Origin of the sequence: Rhodococcus sp. NPDC078407 (assembly GCF_044542515.1) — a bacterium.
In the GTDB taxonomy this organism is placed as follows: Bacteria; Actinomycetota; Actinomycetes; order Mycobacteriales; family Mycobacteriaceae; genus Rhodococcoides.
Genome location: NZ_JBITUQ010000001.1, coordinates 127389 through 149517 on the forward strand (window position 1 = coordinate 127389; position 22129 = coordinate 149517).

Sequence of the window (22129 nt, forward strand, 5' to 3'; positions counted from 1 at the left end):
GCACGGTCAGCGAGGATCGACGGTGAAGCCGAGCGCCCGAGCAGCGCGTGCGGGTGTCGGATCCGACCACAGCTCACCGTAGTTCTCGGTCGTGGTCAGCGACCGAGTGTCCGCGGTGTCGATGTACAGCGTTCCGCCGAGATGGTCGATCTCGTGGGCCACGATCCTGGCCGGCCAACCGCGGACCACCTCGTCGCTCCGGTGTCCCAGTTCGTCGGTGCACTGGAGCCGTACCTCCGCTGCTCGGGTCACCACTGCCTGGTAGCCGGGGATACTGAGGCATCCCTCGTAGAAGCTGGCCGTTCTCGATCCCACCGGGGTGTACCGGGGATTGATCAGGACTCGAAACGGGAGTGGGGTGCGCTCGCGCGCGTGAGCTATGGCCTCGGCGACCTCGAACAGGTCCTCGATCACCGCGATCCGCAGCGGAATGCCGATCTGCGGAGCAGCGAGCCCAACGCCGGGTGCGGCATGCATCGTCGCTCGCATCACCTCGATCAACTCCGCGAAGGTCTCGGAGTCGAGTTGCCCGTCGTAGTCCGTTGCCCGCGAACGGAGAACCGGATCACCCGCTGTAACGATGGGGACGACGCCGCCGCGAGCTTCGGCGAGAAGCGTGCGGACGGCATCGACTACGTCGCCACCGATCATGACGACTTGGTGATCGCTACCCGCACTCCCTCACCGAGATCGCTGCCGTCGTCCCCGACGCGTCCGTCCACGAGGGACAGAGCGAGCACCTCGCGCGCGATGAGGTCCCGGTGAGTATCCAGCCACGCGCGGCGGTGTTCGGGCACCTCGACGACGATGTCGATTCGGTCCGAGACGTCGAGTCCGAGACTGCGACGCGCATCCTGCAACTCACGAATGCGGTCTTTCGCCCAGCCCTCCGCCTCCAGCTCCTCGGTGACGGCGGAGTCGAGCACCACGAGCCCTGCGTTGCCCGGCAGCGGTGCCGTCGATTCGGGCTCGGCGGCAACGAGTTTGCGCGTGTACTCCTCCGGCAGCAACGAGATGCCGGCGGCGCTCACGACGCCGTCGTCCTCGGACCAGTCGCCGGCCTTGACGGCTTTGATGACCTTCTGGACATCCTTGCCGATCCGCGGCCCGGCAGCGCGCGCGTTCACGACGAGCTCGAACTTCCCATGTACAGCAACGTCTTCGGTCAGATCGACCTTCTTGACGTTGACCTCGTCGGAGATGATGTCGACGAACGGACGCAGCCGCTCCGCATCGGCCGCGGCTACCGTCACCTCGGGCAGTGGCAACCGCACGCGCAGGTTCTGGGCTTTGCGCAGCCCCAGAACCGTCGAGCACACGGTACGGACCTCATCCATGCTCTCGACCAGCTCGGGATCCGACGGCAGTTCGCCCGCCTCGGGCCAGTCGGTCAGGTGTACCGATCGACCACCGGTCAACCCACGCCAGACCACCTCGCTGATCAACGGCAACAACGGAGCCGCGATGCGCGTGAGCACCTCGAGCACCGTGTGCAGGGTGTCGATCGCGTCGGCGTCCTCGCTCCAGAAACGTGAACGCGACCGTCGCACATACCAATTGGTCAGCGCGTCACAGAACGTGCGCAGCTCGTCGCACGCACCGGCGATGTCGTTGCCCTCGAGCGCATCGGTGATGGCATCGCGCGTGGCGGACAGCTTCGCCAGCACGTATCGATCGAGTACGTGCGGCGAATCGGTACGCCACTGCCCGGGCGTCGAGGCGTACAACTGCAGGAAGCTCCACGCGTTCCAGATCGGCAAGAGCGCCTGCCGAACCCCCTCGCGGATACCCTGCTCGGTGACGATGAGGTTGCCGCCGCGCAGGATCGGCGACGACATCAGGAACCACCGCATGGCGTCGGACCCGTCGCGGTCGAAGACCTCCTTGACGTCCGGGTAGTTGCCCTTGGACTTGCTCATCTTCAGACCGTCGTCGCCCAGCACGATGCCGTGTGCAGCAACGGTTTTGAACGCCGGACGGTCGAACAGCGCAGTGGCGAGCACATGCAGGGTGTAGAACCAGCCGCGAGTCTGCCCGTTGTACTCGACGATGAAATCGCCGGGGTTGTGCGTGGAGAACCATTCCTCGTTCTCGAACGGGAAATGCACCTGCGCATACGGCATCGAGCCGGACTCGAACCAGCAGTCCAACACCTCGGGGACGCGGCGCATCGTGGACTTGCCGGTCGGGTCGTCGGGATTGGGTCGCGTCAGATCGTCGATGTACGGCCGGTGCAGATCGGTCGGTCGCACGCCGAAATCGCGCTCGAGCTCGTCGAGGCTGCCGTACACGTCCAGACGGGGGTAGGCCGGATCGTCTGACGTCCACGCCGGGATAGGGCTGCCCCAGTAGCGGTTTCGGCTGATGTTCCAGTCTCGCGCGCCCTCGAGCCACTTGCCGAACTGGCCGTCCTTGATGTGCTCGGGTACCCAGGTGATCTCCTGGTTCAGTTCGACCATCCGATCACGGAACTTGGTGACCGCGACGAACCACGACGGCACCGCCATGTAGATCAGCGGTTGACCACTGCGCCAACTGTGCGGGTAGGAGTGCTCGATGGTCTCGTGTCGCAGCAGGCGGCCCGAGGCCTTGAGGTCCTTGATGATCACCGGATTGGCGTCGAACACCATCAGGCCCTCGTACGGTGGCACCAGCGAGGTGAACTTTCCGCCCGGATCGAGCGGCTGCACCACTTCGATACCGTTCGCCGTGGCGACGTCCATGTCCTCCTCACCGAAAGCCGGTGCGAGGTGCACCACTCCGGTGCCGGAATCGGTGGTGACGTAGTCGGCCTGCAGCACACGGTGCGCGTTCTCGTGGCCGAGGAAGAAGTCGTACGGCGGGGCGTAGGTGAGCCCGACCAGTTCGGTGCCGGTGTGCTCCGAGAGCACTTCCGGCTCCTCCCCCAGTTCCTTCGCGTAATGCGAAAGACGCGCAGCGGCAAGCACGTAACGCTCACCGTCCGTCCCCCGCACCTGTACGTACTGCACCTCGGGGTTGACCGCGATCGCCAAATTGGACGGAAGGGTCCACGGAGTGGTGGTCCAGATCAGAGCGTTCGCGCCGTCCAGCGGCGAGCCGGGAGCCGTCAACGGCATCGTGACGGTGACCGCGGGATCCTGACGCATCTTGTAGGCGTCGTCCAGGCGGGTCTCCTGGTTGGACAGCGGCGTCTGTTCGTACCAGCTGTACGGCAACACCCGATAGCCCTGATAGATGAGCCCCTTGTCGTGCAGCGTCTTGAACGCCCACATGACCGATTCCATGAAGTCGACGTCGAGCGTCTTGTAGTCGTTGTCGAAATCGACCCAGCGGGCCTGCCGGGTGACGTAGTCCCGCCATTCGTCCGTGTACTGGAGTACCGACTGTTTGCAGTAGGCGTTGAACTTCGCCAGGCCCATCTCGTCGATCTCGGACTTGTCCTTGATACCGAGCTGCTTCTCCGCCTCCAATTCGGCGGGCAGGCCGTGGCAATCCCAACCGAAGCGTCGCTCGACCTTCTTGCCGCGCATGGTCTGAAAACGTGGGACCAGGTCCTTGACGTAGCCGGTGAGCAAATGGCCGTAATGCGGCAAGCCGTTCGCGAACGGAGGACCGTCGTAGAAGACGAATTCCTCGGCGTCGGCGCGGTTGTCGATGCTGGCCCGGAAAGTGCCGTCCTCGGCCCACTCGTGCAGCACGATGCGCTCGAGATCGGGGAACGGAACACTGCCCGAGCGACCTTCGGCCAGATCGACCAGCGGGTAGGACGGTGTGCTCGGACGTGCGCTCGAATCTGACATATCGTCTCTCCTCCGTGCCGGACGCGTGCGAGACGCATCACCTGTTGGCACGGGGACGACATGCGGCGAACTGGACGCCGGATACCGCGGTACCACCCCGCTTGCCCGCAGCCGACGGTGTTGCCGCCGGTGCGAGCCACTCCACACGAGCTGTGACGGGCTCACCCGTTCGGTTCTACTGAACGCGGATCCGAGCCCGTTCAGGGGCTCGTGCCGGCGTCGTTCTTCCGAAGGCTCCCCGGTGATGGCCGGATCGATGCCTGGTTTCTCGAGTACTGATCGAGAGCGATGCTACCCGTCGAACTCGGTCGGTGGTCGGCGGCCTGTGAGGGCACCGACCAACAGAAGGATCGCGCCGAGGACACACACGACGATGCACGCCCATGCCCATACGACGGACCCCGTCATGAGGGCAAGAATCAAGAATCCGAAGCCGATCGCCGCCGCGCCGAGAGTCAGGACCAACACGGGCTTCCTCGCTCACCACTTGCCACGACAACCGGGTCCGACGCTGCCGTCATGGGCAGCGCCGGCGGACGCAATCCTGCGTCAGTTGCCCTTGGCGTACGACTGGCTGTACCCCGACGACTGGTTGTCCTGATTGAAGTTGTCCTGGCCGTTGTCGACCGGCAGAGCCGAAGAGCGGTTCTCGAGCTCCTCGAGCTGCGATTCGAGGTACGACTTGAGCCGCACCCGGTATTCGCGCTCGAACGTCTTGAGCTGCTCGATACGGCCTTCGAGAACAGAGCGCTGCTGGTTGATGGTTGCCATGATCTCGGTGTGCTTGCGCTCGGCATCCGCCTGCAGCGCGTCGGCCTTCTCCTTGGCCTGACGAAGCTGGGTTTCTGAGCGAGTCTGCGCGTCGGAGAGCAGCGATTCGGACTTCTGCCGCGCCTCGGACATCATCGACTCGGAACGCGTGCGGGCATCGGACACCAGACGCTCGGCGTTGGTGCGCGCATTTCCGAGCAGCTGTTCGGACTCGGACTTCGCGTCACCGGTGAGGCGATCTGCCATCTCCTGAGCGAGGCCGAGGATCTTTGCGGCCTGCATGTTGGAGTCGCCACCCTGCTGAGGGGCCGCGGCCACGGGCGCAACCGGTGCCGGCTGCTGGACCACAGGTGCCGGCTTCGGGGGATCCACCGGGCGCTGGGGCTCGGCCTTGGGTGCCGGCGCCTGCGTCGGCTGCGGGTTCTGCCGTGCCGAGCTCTTGGCGTCGGAGAGCTCCTGGTCGAGTTCACCGACTCGCTGGCGGAGATCGGCGTTCTCTTCGATCAGTCGCGACAGCTCTTGCTCGACGAGGTCGAGGAAAGCATCGACTTCGTCTTCGTTGTAACCACGCTTACCGATAGGCGGCTTGCTGAACGCTACGTTGTGCACATCAGCTGGAGTCAGCGGCATGGAAGGATCCCTTCACGCGTCTTGGGGCGGTAGAGCAAGCATTCAGTTATATGCCATTCCGCGCGAGTGCAGAACAATCAAACTGTAACTGGCGTCCATTCTGTCACACAGGACACGCGACTTGCGCGGGTCCCGCGTTCTAACATTCCATCTTCGGCCTCAGGCCGCGAGACCGCTGGTCAGATTCCATGCGATGAAGACGACGAACAGCAGGACCATGATGGACAGGTCCAGTCGCACTCCACCCAGGTTGAGCGGCGGAATAATCCTACGAAGGAACTTCACAGGCGGGTCGGTGACCGTGAAGATCGCCTCGAGCAGGATGACGACAACCCCGGTCGGTTGCCAATCTCTCGCGAAAGTCCTGATGAACTCGACGATGATTCGACCGATGAGAAGGAGCCAAAAAAGAAACAATACGATGTTGATCACCGTGAACACGATCACGGTTATACTCTGCCTGACTTCGCGGCCCTGAGCAAAGCGCGCTGGTCACAGCCTCGAAACCCAGCTCGAAACAGAGAAACTCTCACTGCTGGCTGTAGAAGCCGGTCTCGGCGATACGCCTGCGCTCCTGCGGCGAGACGTCGACATCGGCGGGCGAGAGCAGGAAGACCTTCGTCGCGACCTTGTCGAAAGATCCGCGGAGCGCGAAAGCCAGACCGGCGGCGAAATCGACCAGACGCTTGGCGTCCGCGTTGCTCATCTCCACCAGGTCCATGATCACCGGGGTGCCGTCCCGGAAGCGCTCGCCGATGGTGCGGGCCTCGCTGTAGTCACGGGGACGCAAGGTGGTGATCTTCGACAGCGGGCCACCGTCGTCGACGATGGGACTGCGCCGGCTTTCGGCACGCACGTCCATACGGGTGTCCATGGCCAACGCTCCTCGCGTAACAGTGCCTCGGCTCGACGGTGTCGACGGACGTCCTCGTCCACCGATCGGTGCAAGGGTGGCTGCCGGCCGGGGTGCTTCGTAGTCGTCGTAATCGTCGTCGAGTTGCGCATGCCGGGATCCACCGAACGACGGCTTCACGAACTCGCGCTCGTCGATGTCGTCGTAGCTGTCACGCCCGCCGCGAGAACTACGTCGCACGTCCGGATCGTCGAGGTAGTCGTCCTCGTAGTCGGCGAGCGGAACCATGCCGAAGTACGCCTTGAACTTGTGCAGGGTGCTCATCGTTCTGCCTTCCGTGGAGGTGTGTCTACCGTCGATCCCCAGGTTCGCAAGTGTCTGTTGTGACTGATGTGATCCGTGGACTGTTATTGCGAGGTTATCGGCCGCGCCCCGAGTATTGCGGTACCGACACGCACGCACGTCGATCCGTGGCGCACAGCAGCTTCCAGGTCGCCGGTCATACCCGCGGACAACTCGACCGCCTCGGGATGATCGGCCAACAGCCGATGGTGAAGGTTCTCGAGATCGGCGAATGCGGCGTCCGGTTCGGCGCCCAGGGGCGGCACGGCCATCAACCCGGCCAGACGTAAACCGGCGGCATTCGACGCGGCCTCGGCGAGAGCGAGGAGTTCGTCGCGGTCGATGCCTCCGCGGTGCACATCGCCGTCGAGACTGACCTGCAGCAGGACGTCGAGCGGCACGGACCGCGTCCCGTCGTCGAGTGCCGCGGTCGTTGCCTTCGACAGCGCAGTGATCAAGCGGGCGCTGTCCACGGAGTGGATGGAGTGTGCCCACGCAGCGATCGACTTCGCCTTGTTCCGCTGCAGATGGCCGATCATGTGCCAACGCGGAGGGTCAACACTGAACTCGTCGGCGGTGTCGTTCACCTTGGGCGACGCGTCCTGCTCCCTGGACTCACCGAATTCGCGGCAGCCCAGCCCATACAGGATCCGAATGTCCGACGCCGGGAAGAACTTCGTCACCGGCAACAGGGTCACGTCGTCGACGGCTCGATCAGCCGCGGCGCACGCGCTCTCCAGCCGCTCACGGACCGACGCCAGCGATGCAGCAATCTCTTGGCCGCGGTCGGTGGACCCAGTCACGACTTCACCTCCACATCGAGCTGCGATTCCCCGTCGCCGGCCTGGGAATCCATCCACACGACACTGGCGATCCGGCCGGTGGACCCTTCTCGACGGTGACTGAACAGCGTTCGATCCTCGATGGTGCACCGAGGGTCCTGGGCGACTCCGCGCACACCCGCAGCGAGCAACTGCGCACGGATTCCTGCGGGAATGTCCAGGCCGGGAGTGTGCCGAACCGTCGTGGTCGCACTTCCGGGAAGATGTTTGTCCACATCGGCTCGCATGTTCGCGGGCACCTCGTATTGGCGCCCGCTCGCCGCGGGACCCAGAAAGGCACCGATCCGCTCGGGAGCGGCACCCAACTCGACCATCGCGGACAAGACCCGCGGAACTATGCCGATGCGAGCTCCGACGCGGCCCGCGTGCACGGCGGCAATCACGCCCGCCTCGTCGTCGGACAACAGAACCGGGACGCAATCTGCCGTCAACACCACCAACGCGAGATCACGTTGCGTCGTCACCAGCGCATCGGTCATCGGAACGGGTTCGGAAACCGGGCCCTCGACCACCGTCACGGTCCGGCCGTGGACCTGTTCCATGAACACCATGCGCTCGATGCCCATGCCCAACCGATCACCGAGGCGTCGCCGATTGGCCTGCACGGCAGCCGGGTCGTCCCCTACGTGATCACCGAGATTGAAGGTGTCGAACGGCGGAGCCGACACGCCGCCGGCGCGTGTCGTCGACACGCGCCTGACCCGAATCGGGTCGGCAGCTGTGTAGCCACTCACCGCCGCATGAAGGACGGCACATCGACCTCGTCTTCGCCCTCGTCCTCGGCGACCGGCACTCGACGGCCGGACCCGACGGACTCACGACCCTGCCCACCCGAATCGCGACCGTGGCCGGATTCGCGGCTGGACGACTCGCGGTTGGACGAGCTCGACGAGTTCAGCGGCGGCAGGCTGCTGCCACTCGGTGCACCGATCGGATCGCGGAACACGGCACCGTCGGAACTCTCGTTGGACCGCGAGGACACCTCTCCCGAGCGGGCGGACCCGATCGGGCCGCGGGTGGACGACGTTGCCTCGACCGGGCGACGGGTGGGTGTGCCACCGTCGAAGCCGGCAGCGATGACGGTCACCCGAACCTCGTCACCGAGCGAGTCGTCGATGACCGTGCCGAAGATGATGTTGGCGTCGATATGTGCTGCCTCCTGCACCAGCGACGCGGCCTCGTTGATCTCGAACAGACCGAGGTCCGAGCCACCGGCAATCGACAGGAGTACTCCGCGTGCGCCTTCCATCGAGGCTTCGAGCAACGGCGAATTGATCGCCGATTCGGCGGCCTTGATCGCGCGGCCCTCGCCGCGAGAGGATCCGATGCCCATCAGTGCACTGCCTGCGCCGGACATGACACCCTTGACGTCGGCGAAGTCGACGTTGATCAGGCCCGGGGTGGTGATCAGATCGGTGATGCCCTGAACGCCGTTGAGCAAGACCTCGTCGGCACTGCGGAAGGCGTCCATGAGGCTCACTGCTGCATCGCCGAGCTGGAGCAGGCGGTCGTTGGGAATCACGATGAGCGTGTCGCAGGACTCGCGCAGCTGCTGGATGCCGGTATCGGCCTGCCCACCGCGACGCTTGCCCTCGAAGGAGAACGGGCGGGTCACGACACCGACGGTGAGGGCACCGAGCTTGCGCGCGATGTTGGCCACGACGGGAGCGCCGCCGGTACCGGTGCCGCCGCCCTCACCTGCGGTGACGAAGACCATGTCGGCACCCTTGAGCACCTCTTCGATCTCGTCCTTGTGATCGTCGGCTGCGCGGCGACCCACCTCGGGATCGGCACCGGCACCGAGGCCGCGGGTCAATTCGCGTCCCACGTCGAGCTTGACGTCGGCGTCACTCATCAACAAGGCCTGAGCGTCGGTGTTGACCGCGATGAACTCGACTCCCTTGAGTCCCTGTTCGATCATGCGGTTGACCGCGTTCACGCCGCCGCCGCCGATGCCGACGACCTTGATTACGGCGAGGTAGTTGTGCGGGGGCGTCATGGGCTCTCGCCTTCCGTGGAGTGTTGCGTGAAATGTGGAAAACCCTCAACCTAAACCACAGGCTTAGAGTTATGTCAAGTACTGAACTGCTCGGAACGCTATTCATCCCCGACGGGTATCGCCATTAGGCGCGCCGACACCGCGCCGGAAATATGCATCCCTCGCGCCGAAACTACTTCGTGGTGGGTAGATCCGGACTCGACACGTCGAAAATCTGCCCGGGCTGTGAGAGCAGTGCAATGGCTACCGCGGCCTTGCGTTCGGAGTCTTCCTTGTCTCCCCACACCACGGTGCGTCCGTCGAGCAGCTGAATCGAGATGTCGGACAACGTGCTCGCTCGCAGCTCCCCGACCTGATCGCGCAACAGCGGCGGGAGCGTATCGAGAACGGCCAGTGCATCTTTCGTCACCGGATCGCCGTACACCGGGTTGTCGGTCACCAACCGCACCACACCGGGCGGTGGCGGTGCAATGGCAAAATCCACTCCGCTGGAGTCCAGCAGATGGGTACCGTCCGGAGAGTCGAAGAACGCCACCGGCGTTCGCTCCTCCACCGTCACCTGCACGGTCGATGGATACTTGCGTTGCACGCGTACGGTCGCCAGCGCCGGAATCGCCGCAACCCGCTGCGCCGCCGCCGCGGTGTCCACCCGAACCAGCGGAAGACCGGTGGGGACGTCGAGTCGATCGAGGATGTCCTGCTCGGACACCGAGGACTCTCCCGCGACCGCGATGTTCCGAACCGACAGCAGCGGTGTGAAGTACACCGTCGCAGCCGATCCCACCACCACAACGACGACGGCAAGCGCGATCAGCAGCGCTGTGCGGCGAGACCGCCTCACCCGGGCGCGCTCTTCTTCCCGCGCCAGTGCGCGAGCCTGCTTGTCACCCGGCACCGACGGTGAATCATCTTGCCCTGCGGCTGTTCCCGACCTCGCAGTACGAGCTCGATCGGCACGGCGGGTCACGTCGCCGGCCGATCCTTCGGTACGCCGCGGCCGGGTGCAGCACCGAAATCGGTTTTCGAGCGAAGTGCGTCCAGAATTGGGCCGCCGAGCATCGTCACGTCGCCGGCACCCATGGTGATGACCACATCGCCGGGCATGCTCAGATGGGCGACCTGCTTGGCCACCAACGACAGATCCGGTTGGTAGTTCACCGGTTTGCTCACCGCGGCGGCAACCAGTGCGCCCGTCACACCGGGTAGCGGCTCCTCGCGCGCGCCGTACACGTCGAGCACCACGATCTCGTCGGCCAGAGACAACGCGGCACCGAACTCCGTTGCGAACGTCGCGGTCCGCGAGTACAGGTGCGGCTGAAACACCACGACCACCCGTCCCCGCGCCGCACCGCCGCGGTCCTGACCGGCCACGAGCGCCTGCGCTGCGGTCAACACCGCCCGCACCTCGGTGGGATGATGCGCGTAGTCGTCGAACACCCGGACACCATGCTCTCGGCCGGTGAACTGAAAGCGTCGATGGACCCCGCCGAAGCCGGTGAGCCCCGCCAGCAGTTCCTCGGTGCCGGCACCCACCTGACGCGCGGCGACGAAGGCGGCGAGCGCGTTGAGTGCGGTGTGCCGACCGGGGACTCCCAGCCGAACCGTGCGAGCCGCGTCCTCACCGGCAATCTGCAACTGAGCGACGCCGCCGATGTCTTCGGGCTCCCACGCCAACAGTCGCACGGCCATCTCCACCGGCCCGGCGTCGACGTCGGACGACCCGTAGCCGAGCACCGTCACGCCGGGCACCTGCTTCTCCACCACGCGACGCGCCAGGGCAGCCGAACCGGGATCGTCCATGCACGCAACGAGCACGCCGCCCGGGCGAAGCACGGCAGCGAAGTCGTCGAATACCTGCACGTAGGCCTCGGTGGTGCCGAAGTGGTCCAGGTGGTCGGCCTCGATGTTGGTCACGATGATGACGTCTGCGGTGTACTGCAGGAGCGAACCGTCGCTCTCGTCCGCCTCGGCCACGAACACCTCACCGCTGCCGTGATGTGCATTGGTCCCGGCCTCGTTGAGCTCGCCCCCGACGGCGAACGACGGATCGAACCCGCAGTGCTGGAGCGCCACCACGAGCATCGAGGTGGTGGACGTCTTGCCATGGGTGCCCGACACCAACACGGTGCGGTATCCCTGCATGAGGGAGGACAGGACGGCCGGCCGCAGCACCACCGGAATTCCGCGTTCACGAGCCTCGACAAGTTCCGGGTTGGTCTTGGGAATCGCGGCGTGGGTCGTCACCACGACGGTAGGACCGCCGTCGATCATGTCGAGAGCACTGGCGTCGTGACCGATACGCACCTGGGCACCGCGGGCGCGCAACGCGAGCACGCCACGGGATTCCTTGGCGTCGGAACCCGACACCTGTCCCCCACGAGCCAGCAGGATCCGCGCGATACCGGACATTCCCGCACCACCGATGCCCACCATGTGTACTCGTTCGAGCTCGGTCGGTAGATCCGACATTGCACCCTCTGTTGTCACGCGGACGTCTCCCTCGTTCTGTTCGCATTCACGACGACGCCCAGCTCAGCCCCGCGCCGCGTGCGCGGTATCGAGCACGATCTGCGCGACGGCAGTCGCTGCGTCCTTGTGCCCGGCACCGGCGGCGGCACGAGACATCGTGGCGATTCGTTCGGTGTCGGCCAGCAGCGCCACCACCGACTCGCGCACGTACCGCTCTGTCACCGACGCATCGGCCACCAGGATGCCACCTCCGGCATCGACCACCGGACGGGCGTTGAGTTCTTGTTCGCCGTTCCCGTGCGGCAGCGGAACGTAGACAGCGGGCAGGCCGGTCGCAGACACCTCGGCCACCGTCATGGCACCCGACCGACAGATAGCCAGGTCCGCCGCCGCATACGCCAGATCCATCCGGTCGATGTATGCACGCGCCACGTACGGCGCGTTCGGGTTGTACTGCTCGATGTCGAGCGAATTCTTGGGTCCGTGCGCGTGCAGAACCGAGATACCGGCCTCGGCAAGGGCGGACGACGCACCGGATACTGCATCGTTGAGTGACCGTGCGCCCTGGGAGCCGCCGAACACCAACAGCACCGGTCCGTGCTCGGGTAGCCCGAAGTGCTCCCTGGCCTGTGCGCGCATCGCCGCCCGGTCGAGCCCGGTGATGGTGGGCCGCACGGGGATTCCGATCACCTCTGCGTCGGCCGACCCGCGTGCGGCGATGCCCGATCCCGCGACAGCCGCGAGCACACGCTGAGCCGACCGTGCCCCGACCTTGTTGGCTATGCCTGCGCTGGCATTCGCCTCGTGGACGACCACCGGAATTCGGCCACCGCGACCGAGCAGCCGGCCGCGCGCGGCAAGGTACGCGGGCAACGCGACGTAGCCGCCGAATCCGACGAGCACATCGGCCTCGACGGCCGCGAACACCTCGCGTGTTCGACGCACCGACCGCACGACGCGGACGGGGAGTTTCAGCAGATCGACGGTGGGCTTGCGCGGCAGTGGAACGGGTGGGATGAGCTCGAGGGCGTAACCACGGGCCGGAACGAGCGTCGTCTCGAGGCCACGGCTACTGCCGAGGGCAGTGACCGTGACGGTGGGGTCGAGGACGCGAAGAGCGTCGGCGACGGCCAGTGCGGGCTCGATGTGCCCGGCCGTCCCACCCCCAGCGACAACGACGGAGATCGGTCGGGATGTCTGCTTCACCGTCGATATCCTCGCTCACCCGAGCGGACGGGTGGGCGACCGGGTTGCGGTTCCGGTCGCTGACGGTACGACTCGCGGGGTTCCGGACGGGGCCGGTAGGACGACCGGGATCCTGCGGGGTGTCCGGCGGCCGGCTCCCGACGCTGCGGTTCGGCGCGGCGAGCCCGCCCGCGGACCGGCTCGCCCCGCCGGTCGGTCGAGTTCGGCAACCTCGTGTCGGCACGAGAACTCGACACCCGGGTCCGCCCCGGCTCGGTTGCCTGCGCTCCCCGACCGTTCTTGCCTCCTCGGGCTTCGAGCCGCTTGCGGTCCTGCGCAGCCAGGGTGGGCCGCGTGGACTTCGAGCGGGCCATTGCTGCGCGTTGGGGTGAGAAGACGGCGGGCAGTGGAAGTTTGAGGGCGCGGGCGATTCGACCCTCCTGTCCGGCATGCAGCGCGGCGATCGCCTCCGGCTCGTGCCGGGCAGCGCTCGCGATGATGCCGAACATCAGCAGGGTGATTGCCGTCGAGGTGCCGCCGTAGGACACGAGCGGCAACTGCAGACCCGTGACCGGCAGCAATCCGACGACATAGCTGATGTTGATCATTGCCTGCCCGAATACCCAGCACGTAGCACCGGCAGTCAACAGGCGCAGGAAGGGATCGACCGACCGCATGGCGATGCGCAGACCCGTGTAGACGAACAGGCCGAACAAGCCGATGACTGCCAAGCAGCCGATCATGCCGAGTTCTTCGCCGATGATGGCGAAGATGAAGTCGTTGTGCGCGTTGGGAAGATAGCTCCACTTCGCTCTGCTCTGACCCAACCCGCGACCGAACAGCCCGCCGTCGGCCAGCGAGTATTTCGCCTGGGTCGACTGGTAGGACAATCCCGAGGTGTCTTCACCCGGATTGAGCCAGGCCTTGACGCGGTTGGAGCGGTAGCCGGCAGTGAACGCGAGCACCGTCGCCAGCGCCAGACCGGTCATCACCACCGCGCCGAACAAACGGGCGTTGAGACCGGCGAACCACAGCAGGGCCACCAGGATGATGCCGAGGGCGATGGCCGTACTGAGGTTGGGCTGGAGAACCACCAACAGACACATCAGCAGACCGGCAGGCAGCAACGGCACCAGCAGAGACTTGATGTTGCCGTGTTCACTGCGACGTGAGGCCAACAGATGAGCGCCCCACAGCACCAGCGCTACCTTGGCCAGCTCGGATGGCTGGAAGGAGACGACGCCGAAATCGAACCAGCGCCGCGCACCCTGACGCTCGGCACCGATTCCGGGAATCAGCACGAGCATCAACATCGTGATCGAGACCAGGAACAGCGGAAACGACAGCTTTCTGAGGTATCGAATCGGGAGCCGGAGAGCGACGTAGAACGCGACGGCTCCCAGCGCGACGCCGATCAGCTGCTGCGTGAACAGCGCGTACCCGGACTCGTCGGCCGCGAAGGACTCGGCCGACGACGCCGACAACACCATCACCAGGCCCAATACGGTGAGCAGTACCGCGATAGTGACGATGAGATGGAAGGACACCAACGGACGGCCGAACCACAGGCCGATCCGAGTGCGGGGCGGTGAGGTGCGACGGGGTGGGCGCGACGTTCGAGCAGCGGTGCTCACGATCGCGACGATCCGATGTCGGTGACATCCAGCCGCGATACCGATTCGGCGAAGCTCCGACCCCGGTGCCCGTAGTCGACGAACATGTCCAGCGATGCGGCCGCGGGGGCCAGCAGGACGGTATCCCCCGGCGCAGCTCGTCCGGCCGCGTGAGCGACGACCGCTCGCATCACCGCATCAGCATCTTCAGCACCATGAGTCACACCAGCATCGTCTCCCGAAGGGAGCCTGACGACCGGAACATCGGGCGCGTGTCGCGCCAAAGCCTCAGCGATCTGCATCCCATCGCGGCCGAGCACCACCGCGGCAACGAGCCGATCGGCGATCTCCGCGACCAGATCGTCGATCACGGCACCCTTGAGCAACCCACCCGCGATCCACACGACACGCTCGTGCGCCAGGATCGACGACCGAGCAGCGTGCGGGTTCGTCGCCTTGGAATCGTCGATGAACGTCACGCCGGAGAGCTCTCGGACCACCGCCGCCCGATGAGGTCCTACCCGATAGGCCTGCAGACCGGTACGTACCGCGTCGGCCTGCACTCCGATCGAACGAGCCAATGCTGCCGCTGCGAGCGCATCGAGAATGCCGGACGGCCCGCTCGGTTCGACGTCCCGGGCAGCGAGGAGTTCGACGTTCTCACCGAACGCGTTGTCCACGAGAACGCCCGACCGCACTCCCAGTTCGTCCGAGGCGGGTTCGCCCAGCCGGAAACCGACGACGTGGGCCGCAGGTGAGCCGGACGCCAGACTCGCCGCGCGCGCATCGTCCAGTCCGACGACAGCGACCTCACCGCAGAGTGCTCCGGCTTTGGCGGCGACGTATCCGTCCATGCCGCCGTGCCAGTCGAGGTGATCCTCGGCGATGTTGAGCACCACCCCGCCCGCGGGACGCACCGACGGCGCCCAGAACAACTGGAACGACGACAACTCCACGGCGAGCACACTCGGATGCGGGGTACCACGCAACGCGTCGGCGATGGGGAGTCCGATGTTTCCGCACGCCACGGAGTCGATACCGGCAGCGTCGAGAATCGACGCCAGCATCGAGGTGGTCGTCGTCTTGCCATTGGTTCCGGTAACCACCAGCCAGCGCGTTCTGGCACCGTACAGCTCGGCCCGGTCCACGTGCCAGGACAACTCGACATCGCCCCACACCGGCACGCCGTGTTCGGCGGCAGCTGCCAACACCGGAGAGTCGGGGCGAAAGCCGGGACTGGTGACCACGAGCGAAAACCGTGCCAGGGCAGCGGCATCGGTGAGCAGGTCGTCCTGCAACACCACCGCGGCACCGATGCTCGACGCGGCGTCGAGTGCCCCGCGATCGGAGTCGGTGACGGTGACGACTGCGCCGAGGTCGAGCAGTGGGCGGACCACGGCGAGGCCGGATACGCGGGCACCGGTCACCAGCACCGAACGGCCGCGCAACCAGGTCAGATCGGTCCGAGCGTCGTGGGGAGATTCGTTCATGCTCTATCCGCCGACTGCAGCGAGATATTCGCTGTAGAACAGTGCGAGTCCGACGGCAGACGCGATGGCGGCCAACAACCAGAACCGGATGATCACCGTCGTCTCGGCCCATCCCGCCAACTCGAAGTGATGATGGAACGGGGCCATGCGGAACACGCGTCGGCGACTGGACCGGAACACCGCGACCTGAATCACTACCGATGCAGCCTCGGCGACGAACAGCGCACCGATGACGACCATGATCAGTTCGGTCTTGGTGACCACCGACAGACCTGCGATCAGGCCGCCGAGGGCGAGTGATCCGGTATCACCCATGAAGATCTTGGCCGGCGCGGCGTTCCACCACAGGAAACCGATGCACGCGCCCGCGGCGGAAGCACAGACCAGAGCCAGGTCGAGGGGATCTCGAACGTCGTAACACCCCGGGGCAGGCCCGGCTGGACCGGCGCACGCCTGCCGGTACTGCCAGAAAGTGATGACCGTGTATGCGCCGAGCACCAACGTCATCGACCCTGCGGCGAGGCCGTCGAGGCCGTCGGTGAGATTCACCGAGTTGGACCACGCGATCACCAGCAAGCAGACGAAGAAGACGAACACGACCGCCGACATCGACCAGGTGGCGATGTCGCGAACGTAGGAGAGCTGGGTACTGCCGGGTGTGAGCCCGCTGTCGCTGCGGAACTGCAGAACCAGGATGGCGAACAGCACAGCTGCCGTTATCTGGCCGACGTACTTGCCGGTGGCGTTCAGACCGAGGTTGCGCTGTTTGCGGATCTTGATGAAGTCGTCGAGAAAACCGACGAGCCCGAGCACGGTCGTCAGTCCGAGAACGAGCAGAGCCGACGCCGACGGGCCGTCGGCGTCGTACCCGATCCCGATCAGATGAGAGCCCCAGTAACCGGCCCAGATTCCGACCAGGATCGCCACGCCGCCCATCGTCGGCGTACCCCGCTTGGACTGGTGACTGGCCGGACCTTCCACTCTGATCTCTTGACCGAAGCCCTGTTTCGAGAAGGCCTTGATCAGCACCGGGGTGAGCAGAATCGCGACGGCGAGTGCGATGCCACCGGCAAAGAGGATCTGCCTCACTGCTCGCCCTCCGCGCGGGCGCTCGAATCGGCCAGCACGGCTTCGGCGACGGTCCACATCGCTCCGGACTGCGACGCTTTCACCAGAACGATGTCGCCGGGACGCACCTCGTCGCGCAGCACTTCGATCGCCGATTCACGGTCGGGTACGAGCATCGACTCCTCGCCCCACGAACCTTCCATGACCGCACCCTGATGCAGCGCCCGCGTGGGCCGTCCCGAGTCGACGATGATCAATCGGTCGACGTCGAGCCGGACTGCGAGCCGACCGATGGCATCGTGCTCGACCACGGAGTCGGCACCGAGTTCGCCCATCTCCCCGAGGACCGCCCAGCTGCGACGCTTCGGTCCGTCGTCACGGCGGGACATCGACGCCAGTGCCTTGAGGGCGGCGCGCATCGAATCCGGATTTGCGTTGTAGGAATCGTTGACCACGGTCACCCCGTCGGCGCGAGTGCGCACGTCCATCCGGCGGATCGATGTGGGCGCGGCAGATCCGAGCGCCTCGGCAACCTGCGTCAGCGTCGCCCCGCACTCGAGCGCGACGGCCGCTGCGGCGAGGGCATTGCCGACCTGATGCTCACCGTGCACCGCCAGGGTGATCGCTGCCGAACCAGCTGAGCATTCGAGCGTGAACGACGCGCGGGCGTCGGTATCGACCTGCACGTCGACCGCCCTGACGTCGGCATCTGCGTTGCGTCCCACTGTCACGACCGATGCCGTTGTGCGGGTGACCATCTCGGCGACGAGGCGATCATCGATGTTCAGAATCGCCACTCCCCCGTCGGCGGCACTCGGCAGCGCTTCGACCAGTTCACCCTTCGCCAATGCGATGGCCGCACGCGAGCCGAACTCGCCCAGGTGCGCGGTTCCGACGTTGAGCACCACGCCGATCCGGGGCGGTGCGAGCGTGGCGAGTTCGGCGATGTGGCCGATTCCCCTGGCAGACAACTCGAGACACAGGAATCGCGTGTCGGCGTCTGCCCGTAGAGCCGTCCACGGATGACCGAGTTCGTTGTTGAACGATCCGGGCGGGGCCACCACCGAACCGAGTGGTTCAAGAACCGCGGAGATCAGATCCTTGGTGGACGTCTTTCCCGAGGAGCCCGTCACGCCGACGACGGTCAACCCGTGCTCGGCGGTCAGAGCCTGCACCGATGCCCGGGCGAGAGCGCCGAGTGCGGTCAACACTGCCGCGCCGGAGCCGTCCGGATCGTTCTCGAGGGCCATCGCGCGGCTGTCGTGCAGGATCGGACGAACGACCACGGCCGGTACGCCCACCGGCCGGGCGGCCAACACCAGCGCCGCGCCAGCGGCGACCGCGTCGGCGGCGTGATCGTGCCCGTCCACCTTGGCTCCGGGAAGGGCAAGGAAGATACTGCCGGGGGTCACCTTGCGGGAATCGAACTCCACCGGTCCGGCCACCACTACCGTCGAATCCGACACGTCGTGCACCGTGCCACCGACGATTTCGGCGATACGGCCGATCGAGAGCGGAATCACCGTGCGCCCGCGCTCGTGCCGACCAACCGCGCATCGATCGCCGAAGCGAGTACCACTCGGTCGTCGAACGGGTGCTTCACCCCTGCGACCTCCTGGCCGGTCTCGTGTCCTTTACCTGCTATCAACACAACGTCCCCTTCATGCGCCCACACCACAGCCTGTTCGATCGCCGCCGCGCGGCCTGCCACATTTCTGACTTCACCACGAACATCGTCCCGCACCGAGAGCGCTCCGGCCTCCACGGCCTGCCGAATGGCGGCCGGATCCTCGCTGCGGGGATTGTCGTCGGTCACCACGAGTAGATCGGCACCGCGCGCCCCGGCCGCTCCCATGAGCGGACGCTTGGCGGTGTCGCGGTCTCCACCCGCTCCGAGCACCACTGCTATGCGGCCGCGGGAAGACTCGCGCAACGTCGCCACCACGGCCTCGACGGCCGCAGGCTTGTGCGCGTAGTCCACCACGGCCAGGAAGTTCTGACCCCGATCGATGCGCTGTACGCGACCCGGCACGTCCACGGTTGCGAGCCCGGCCACGGCCATCGGCGCGTCCGCACCGGCTGCCGCGCAAGTCGCCAACGCCAGAACGGCATTGGCCACGTTGTAGCGACCCGGTAGCCGGACCGAGACCGGCAACTCGGCACCGTCCGGATCCCCGACGACGAACGACTGCGTGCCGTCGTCGTGCTGGGCCCAGTCCGACACCGTCCACTGCGAATCGTCACCGGTCGAGGCGGTCACCACCGTCGAACCGGCCGCGTGCGCGATGTCTGCCATCCGCCTGCCCCACGCGTCGTCGACACAGACGACCGCGGTGTCGGCTCGAACAGCAGAATCGGCCGCGAACAGCCGGCTCTTGGCCAGGAAGTAGTCCTCGAGAGAGCCGTGGAAATCGAGATGGTCCTGGGAGAGGTTGGTGAACGCTCCGACCGCGAAGCGAGTCCCGTCGACTCGGCCCAGGGACAACGCATGCGAGGACACTTCCATCACAACCGTGTCGACGCCCTCTTCCACCATCACCGCGAACAGCGCGTGCAACTGCGGTGCCTCGGGTGTGGTGAGTGCGCTGGGCACATGCCGGCCCGCGACTCGCGTCTCGATGGTGCCGATCAACCCGCACCGACGACCGGCGGCCGTCAGACCCGACTCCACCAGATAGGCGGTCGTCGTCTTCCCTGAGGTACCGGTGATCCCGACGACGGTCATCTTCGACGACGGATTGCCGTAGATCAGCGCGGACACCGCCCCCAACGCCTGACGCGGCCGGTCGTGCACGAGCACCGGGACCTGCCGGTCGACGCCGGCGAGGGCGCGCACGACCACGTCGAGTCCGGCAGCGTCGGTCAGCACTGCCACGGCACCTCGACCGACCGCATCGGCCGCGAACTCCGCTCCGTGGCGAGTGGAACCGGGTAATGCTGCGAAGAGATCGCCGGGAAGGATGGACTGCGCCCGAAGGTCGATGCCCGTCACGCGCACGCCTGTCGGGTCTCCGGCACCGATCGTCGCTCCGGCAGCGGACGCCACCTCGGACACCTCGGTGTGCGGTGGATGCGCCGGACGTGAACCCGGAGCCGGTTGTGAATCCGCTGAGACAGTCACTCCTGCTCCCTTCCTCTCTCCTGCAGGCCGCGCACCTGCCCCGGCTCGATCACGCGAGGGCAGCCGAACGAACGCGCCCGAACCGATGTGTCAGATTACCGGCGACCGGCATCGCGATGTTGCCGCCCCGAGTCCAGGAACGGTGAGTTCGGGAATCAGTCCGCCTGCAGAACCAGCTTGGGTCCGGGGTCTGCCGACATGGGAACGCTGTCCCGCTGCAGCATCCAGCTGGCGATGTTGTGGAACAGAGGGGCCGCAGACTGCCCGCCCGAACCATCGGCGCTGCGCGTCGGAGCATCGAGCATGATCCCGATCACGTAGCGAGGATCGTCGGCAGGCGCGATTCCTGCAAAGGTGATCCAGTAGTTCGAGTTGGAATAGCACTTGCATTCCGGATCGACCTGCTGCGCCGTACCGGTCTTGCCACTGATCTGGTAGCCCTCGACACCGGCCGCCACTCCCGTTCCGCGCTGATTACCCGTGTCGTCCTGGGTGACCGATCGGAACATGTTGCGGACCGTCTTCGCTGTGTCGGGACTGACCACGTACACCCCTTCCGGCCGTTCGGCCTCGGTCCGCTGTCCGTTGGCATCCACCGTCGCTTCGACGATCCGCGGCGGAATACGCACACCATCGTTGGCGATCGCCTGGTACATCCCGGTCATCTGCAGCAGCGTCATCGACAAGCCCTGACCGATGGGCAGGTTGGCGAACGTTCCTCCGGACCACTGATCCCGACTGGGAACGCTTCCCGCGCTCTCGTTGGGCAGACCGACATCACTGCGCTGGCCGAGTCCGAACTTGCCGAGCATGTCGGCGTATCGGTCTTCGCCCACGCGTTGCGCCAGCATCAATGTGCCGACGTTCGAGGACTTTCCGAACACGCCCGTGGTGGTGTACGGCACCACCCCGTGGTCCCACGCGTCCTTGACCGACACACCGGACATGAAGATGCTGCCCGGTACCTGAAGCACCTCGTCCGGAGTGGTCAGTCCGTATTCGACAGCCGCGGCCGCGGTGATGATCTTGTTCACCGAACCCGGCTCGAACGGAGTGGTGACGGGCAGGTTGCCCATCTCCTTGGTGCGCTCGTTGTTGCCGACACCGATACCGGCGTTGAAGGTGTTGTCGTTCGACATCGCCAACACTTCACCGGTCCGTGAATCCTGCACGTAGGCCGATGCATTCTTGGCTCCGGACAGATCCTTCGCCAACTGCACCTGTTGCTGTACGTAGTACTGCAGGTCCGCGTCGATGGTCAGTTCGACATCGGATCCGTTGACCGCGGGCTGCTTGTCGCGCCAGCTACCGGGAATGACGGCACCGTCGGACCCTCGGTCGTAGGTCTGCGAACCGTCGGTTCCGGCCAGGGTCGCGTCGAGCGAATCCTCGAGACCGAGCAGACCGTGTCCATCCCAACCGGTGGCACCGACGATGTTCGCCGCGAGCGAGCCACCCGGATACTCCCGGATGTCCTGACGCTCGAGACCGACCTGCTTGAAGTCAGCACTGATCTTCGACGCAACGGTTGCGTCCACACCCCGTGCGAGATAAGTGAATTCGTCGTTGCTCTTCAACTTCGCCAGCAGATCCTTCTCGCTGATCACGTCGCCGAGATCACTGTGGATGCGCGCGGCGATGTCCTCGAGGTACTGCTCGGTCTCCGGCTCGGTGGGATCTTTCGCCCTGGCCTCGTCGAGTTCCCTACGAACCCGAACCGGCTGGAACGTCAGCGCTTTCGCTTCCATCGTGAAGGCGATCGGATTGCCGTTGCGATCGAGAATGGACCCGCGCAGCGCGGGATCCACCAGCGTGGTGGTGCGCTGCGACGCCGACTCGGCCGACAGCCTTGGACCGTCGAACCCTTGAATCCACAGCAATTGTGCTGCAGCGACGGCTAATGCGACGTACATGAGGATTCTGCCGGTCCCGTGCCGAAACCGAAACGTGGACGAGTCCATACG

The 22129-nt window shown here is 65.7% G+C and carries 18 protein-coding genes; all 18 read right to left on the minus strand.

All coding sequences use genetic code 11. From position 1 onward, the window contains the following. Positions 1-6 precede the first annotated feature (6 nt). Positions 7-651: a peptide deformylase gene (locus tag ACIGGF_RS00590; protein WP_397519516.1), complete on the minus strand. Its 645-nt coding sequence runs from the start codon at positions 649-651 to the stop codon at positions 7-9. Continuing rightward, complete coding sequence (ileS, locus tag ACIGGF_RS00595; protein ID WP_397519517.1) at positions 648-3782, minus strand: isoleucine--tRNA ligase; 3135 nt, start codon at positions 3780-3782, stop codon at positions 648-650. The genes ACIGGF_RS00590 and ileS overlap by 4 nt, the downstream gene beginning before the upstream one ends. A gap of 291 nt (positions 3783-4073) precedes the next feature. Next, positions 4074-4250, minus strand: a complete 177-nt coding sequence (locus tag ACIGGF_RS00600) for a hypothetical protein (protein ID WP_397519518.1) — start codon at positions 4248-4250, stop codon at positions 4074-4076. Between the two features lie 81 nt (positions 4251-4331). Then, a complete protein-coding gene (locus ACIGGF_RS00605; protein ID WP_397519519.1) occupies positions 4332-5183 on the minus strand; it encodes a DivIVA domain-containing protein in 852 nt (283 codons plus the stop codon). Positions 5184-5342: 159 nt separating this feature from the next. Further along, positions 5343-5630, minus strand: a complete 288-nt coding sequence (locus ACIGGF_RS00610; RefSeq protein ID WP_397519520.1) for a YggT family protein — start codon at positions 5628-5630, stop codon at positions 5343-5345. A gap of 82 nt (positions 5631-5712) precedes the next feature. Then, positions 5713-6360, minus strand: a complete 648-nt coding sequence (locus ACIGGF_RS00615) for a cell division protein SepF (protein ID WP_397519521.1) — start codon at positions 6358-6360, stop codon at positions 5713-5715. A gap of 83 nt (positions 6361-6443) precedes the next feature. Beyond that, complete coding sequence (locus ACIGGF_RS00620) at positions 6444-7181, minus strand: YggS family pyridoxal phosphate-dependent enzyme (protein ID WP_397519522.1); 738 nt, start codon at positions 7179-7181, stop codon at positions 6444-6446. Next, positions 7178-7927: a peptidoglycan editing factor PgeF gene (pgeF, locus tag ACIGGF_RS00625; RefSeq protein WP_397519831.1), complete on the minus strand. Its 750-nt coding sequence runs from the start codon at positions 7925-7927 to the stop codon at positions 7178-7180. Before pgeF ends, ACIGGF_RS00620 begins: the two co-directional genes overlap by 4 nt. Positions 7928-7950: 23 nt before the next feature. Further along, the gene (gene ftsZ / locus ACIGGF_RS00630) at positions 7951-9219 is read right to left on the minus strand and encodes a cell division protein FtsZ (protein WP_397519523.1); all 1269 of its coding nucleotides are present in this window, start codon (positions 9217-9219) and stop codon (positions 7951-7953) included. Between the two features lie 172 nt (positions 9220-9391). After that, complete coding sequence (locus ACIGGF_RS00635; RefSeq protein ID WP_397519524.1) at positions 9392-10186, minus strand: cell division protein FtsQ/DivIB; 795 nt, start codon at positions 10184-10186, stop codon at positions 9392-9394. Then, on the minus strand, positions 10183-11688 hold the full coding sequence (murC, locus tag ACIGGF_RS00640; protein WP_397519832.1) for a UDP-N-acetylmuramate--L-alanine ligase: 1506 nt from the start codon (positions 11686-11688) through the stop codon (positions 10183-10185). Before murC ends, ACIGGF_RS00635 begins: the two co-directional genes overlap by 4 nt. A 63-nt stretch (positions 11689-11751) precedes the next feature. Next, on the minus strand, positions 11752-12894 hold the full coding sequence (gene murG / locus ACIGGF_RS00645; protein ID WP_397519525.1) for an undecaprenyldiphospho-muramoylpentapeptide beta-N-acetylglucosaminyltransferase: 1143 nt from the start codon (positions 12892-12894) through the stop codon (positions 11752-11754). Continuing rightward, positions 12891-14507, minus strand: a complete 1617-nt coding sequence (gene ftsW, locus ACIGGF_RS00650; protein WP_397519526.1) for a putative lipid II flippase FtsW — start codon at positions 14505-14507, stop codon at positions 12891-12893. Before ftsW ends, murG begins: the two co-directional genes overlap by 4 nt. After that, a complete protein-coding gene (murD, locus tag ACIGGF_RS00655; protein WP_397519527.1) occupies positions 14504-15976 on the minus strand; it encodes a UDP-N-acetylmuramoyl-L-alanine--D-glutamate ligase in 1473 nt (490 codons plus the stop codon). The genes ftsW and murD overlap by 4 nt, the downstream gene beginning before the upstream one ends. Before the next feature lie 3 nt (positions 15977-15979). Next, a complete protein-coding gene (gene mraY, locus ACIGGF_RS00660; RefSeq protein ID WP_397519528.1) occupies positions 15980-17065 on the minus strand; it encodes a phospho-N-acetylmuramoyl-pentapeptide-transferase in 1086 nt (361 codons plus the stop codon). After that, complete coding sequence (murF, locus tag ACIGGF_RS00665) at positions 17062-18567, minus strand: UDP-N-acetylmuramoyl-tripeptide--D-alanyl-D-alanine ligase (RefSeq protein WP_397519529.1); 1506 nt, start codon at positions 18565-18567, stop codon at positions 17062-17064. Before murF ends, mraY begins: the two co-directional genes overlap by 4 nt. Next, positions 18564-20165: a UDP-N-acetylmuramoyl-L-alanyl-D-glutamate--2,6-diaminopimelate ligase gene (locus ACIGGF_RS00670; RefSeq protein WP_397519530.1), complete on the minus strand. Its 1602-nt coding sequence runs from the start codon at positions 20163-20165 to the stop codon at positions 18564-18566. Before ACIGGF_RS00670 ends, murF begins: the two co-directional genes overlap by 4 nt. A 155-nt stretch (positions 20166-20320) precedes the next feature. Beyond that, positions 20321-22126 (minus strand): peptidoglycan D,D-transpeptidase FtsI family protein, encoded by a 1806-nt coding sequence (locus ACIGGF_RS00675; protein WP_397519531.1) that lies wholly within the window; start codon positions 22124-22126, stop codon positions 20321-20323. Positions 22127-22129: the final 3 nt, after the last annotated feature.

Bases quoted from the DNA above. Each gene is read 5' to 3' on its own strand.
- murD (WP_397519527.1), bottom strand. From the start codon at position 15,976: ATGAACGAATCTCCCCACGACGCTCGGACCGATCTGACCTGGTTGCGC.
- ileS (WP_397519517.1), bottom strand. From the start codon at position 3,782: ATGTCAGATTCGAGCGCACGTCCGAGCACACCGTCCTACCCGCTGGTC.
- ACIGGF_RS00590 (WP_397519516.1), bottom strand. From the start codon at position 651: ATGATCGGTGGCGACGTAGTCGATGCCGTCCGCACGCTTCTCGCCGAA.
- ACIGGF_RS00675 (WP_397519531.1), bottom strand. From the start codon at position 22,126: ATGGACTCGTCCACGTTTCGGTTTCGGCACGGGACCGGCAGAATCCTC.
- ACIGGF_RS00605 (WP_397519519.1), bottom strand. From the start codon at position 5,183: ATGCCGCTGACTCCAGCTGATGTGCACAACGTAGCGTTCAGCAAGCCG.
- murC (WP_397519832.1), bottom strand. From the start codon at position 11,688: ATGTCGGATCTACCGACCGAGCTCGAACGAGTACACATGGTGGGCATC.
- ftsZ (WP_397519523.1), bottom strand. From the start codon at position 9,219: ATGACGCCCCCGCACAACTACCTCGCCGTAATCAAGGTCGTCGGCATC.
- ACIGGF_RS00615 (WP_397519521.1), bottom strand. From the start codon at position 6,360: ATGAGCACCCTGCACAAGTTCAAGGCGTACTTCGGCATGGTTCCGCTC.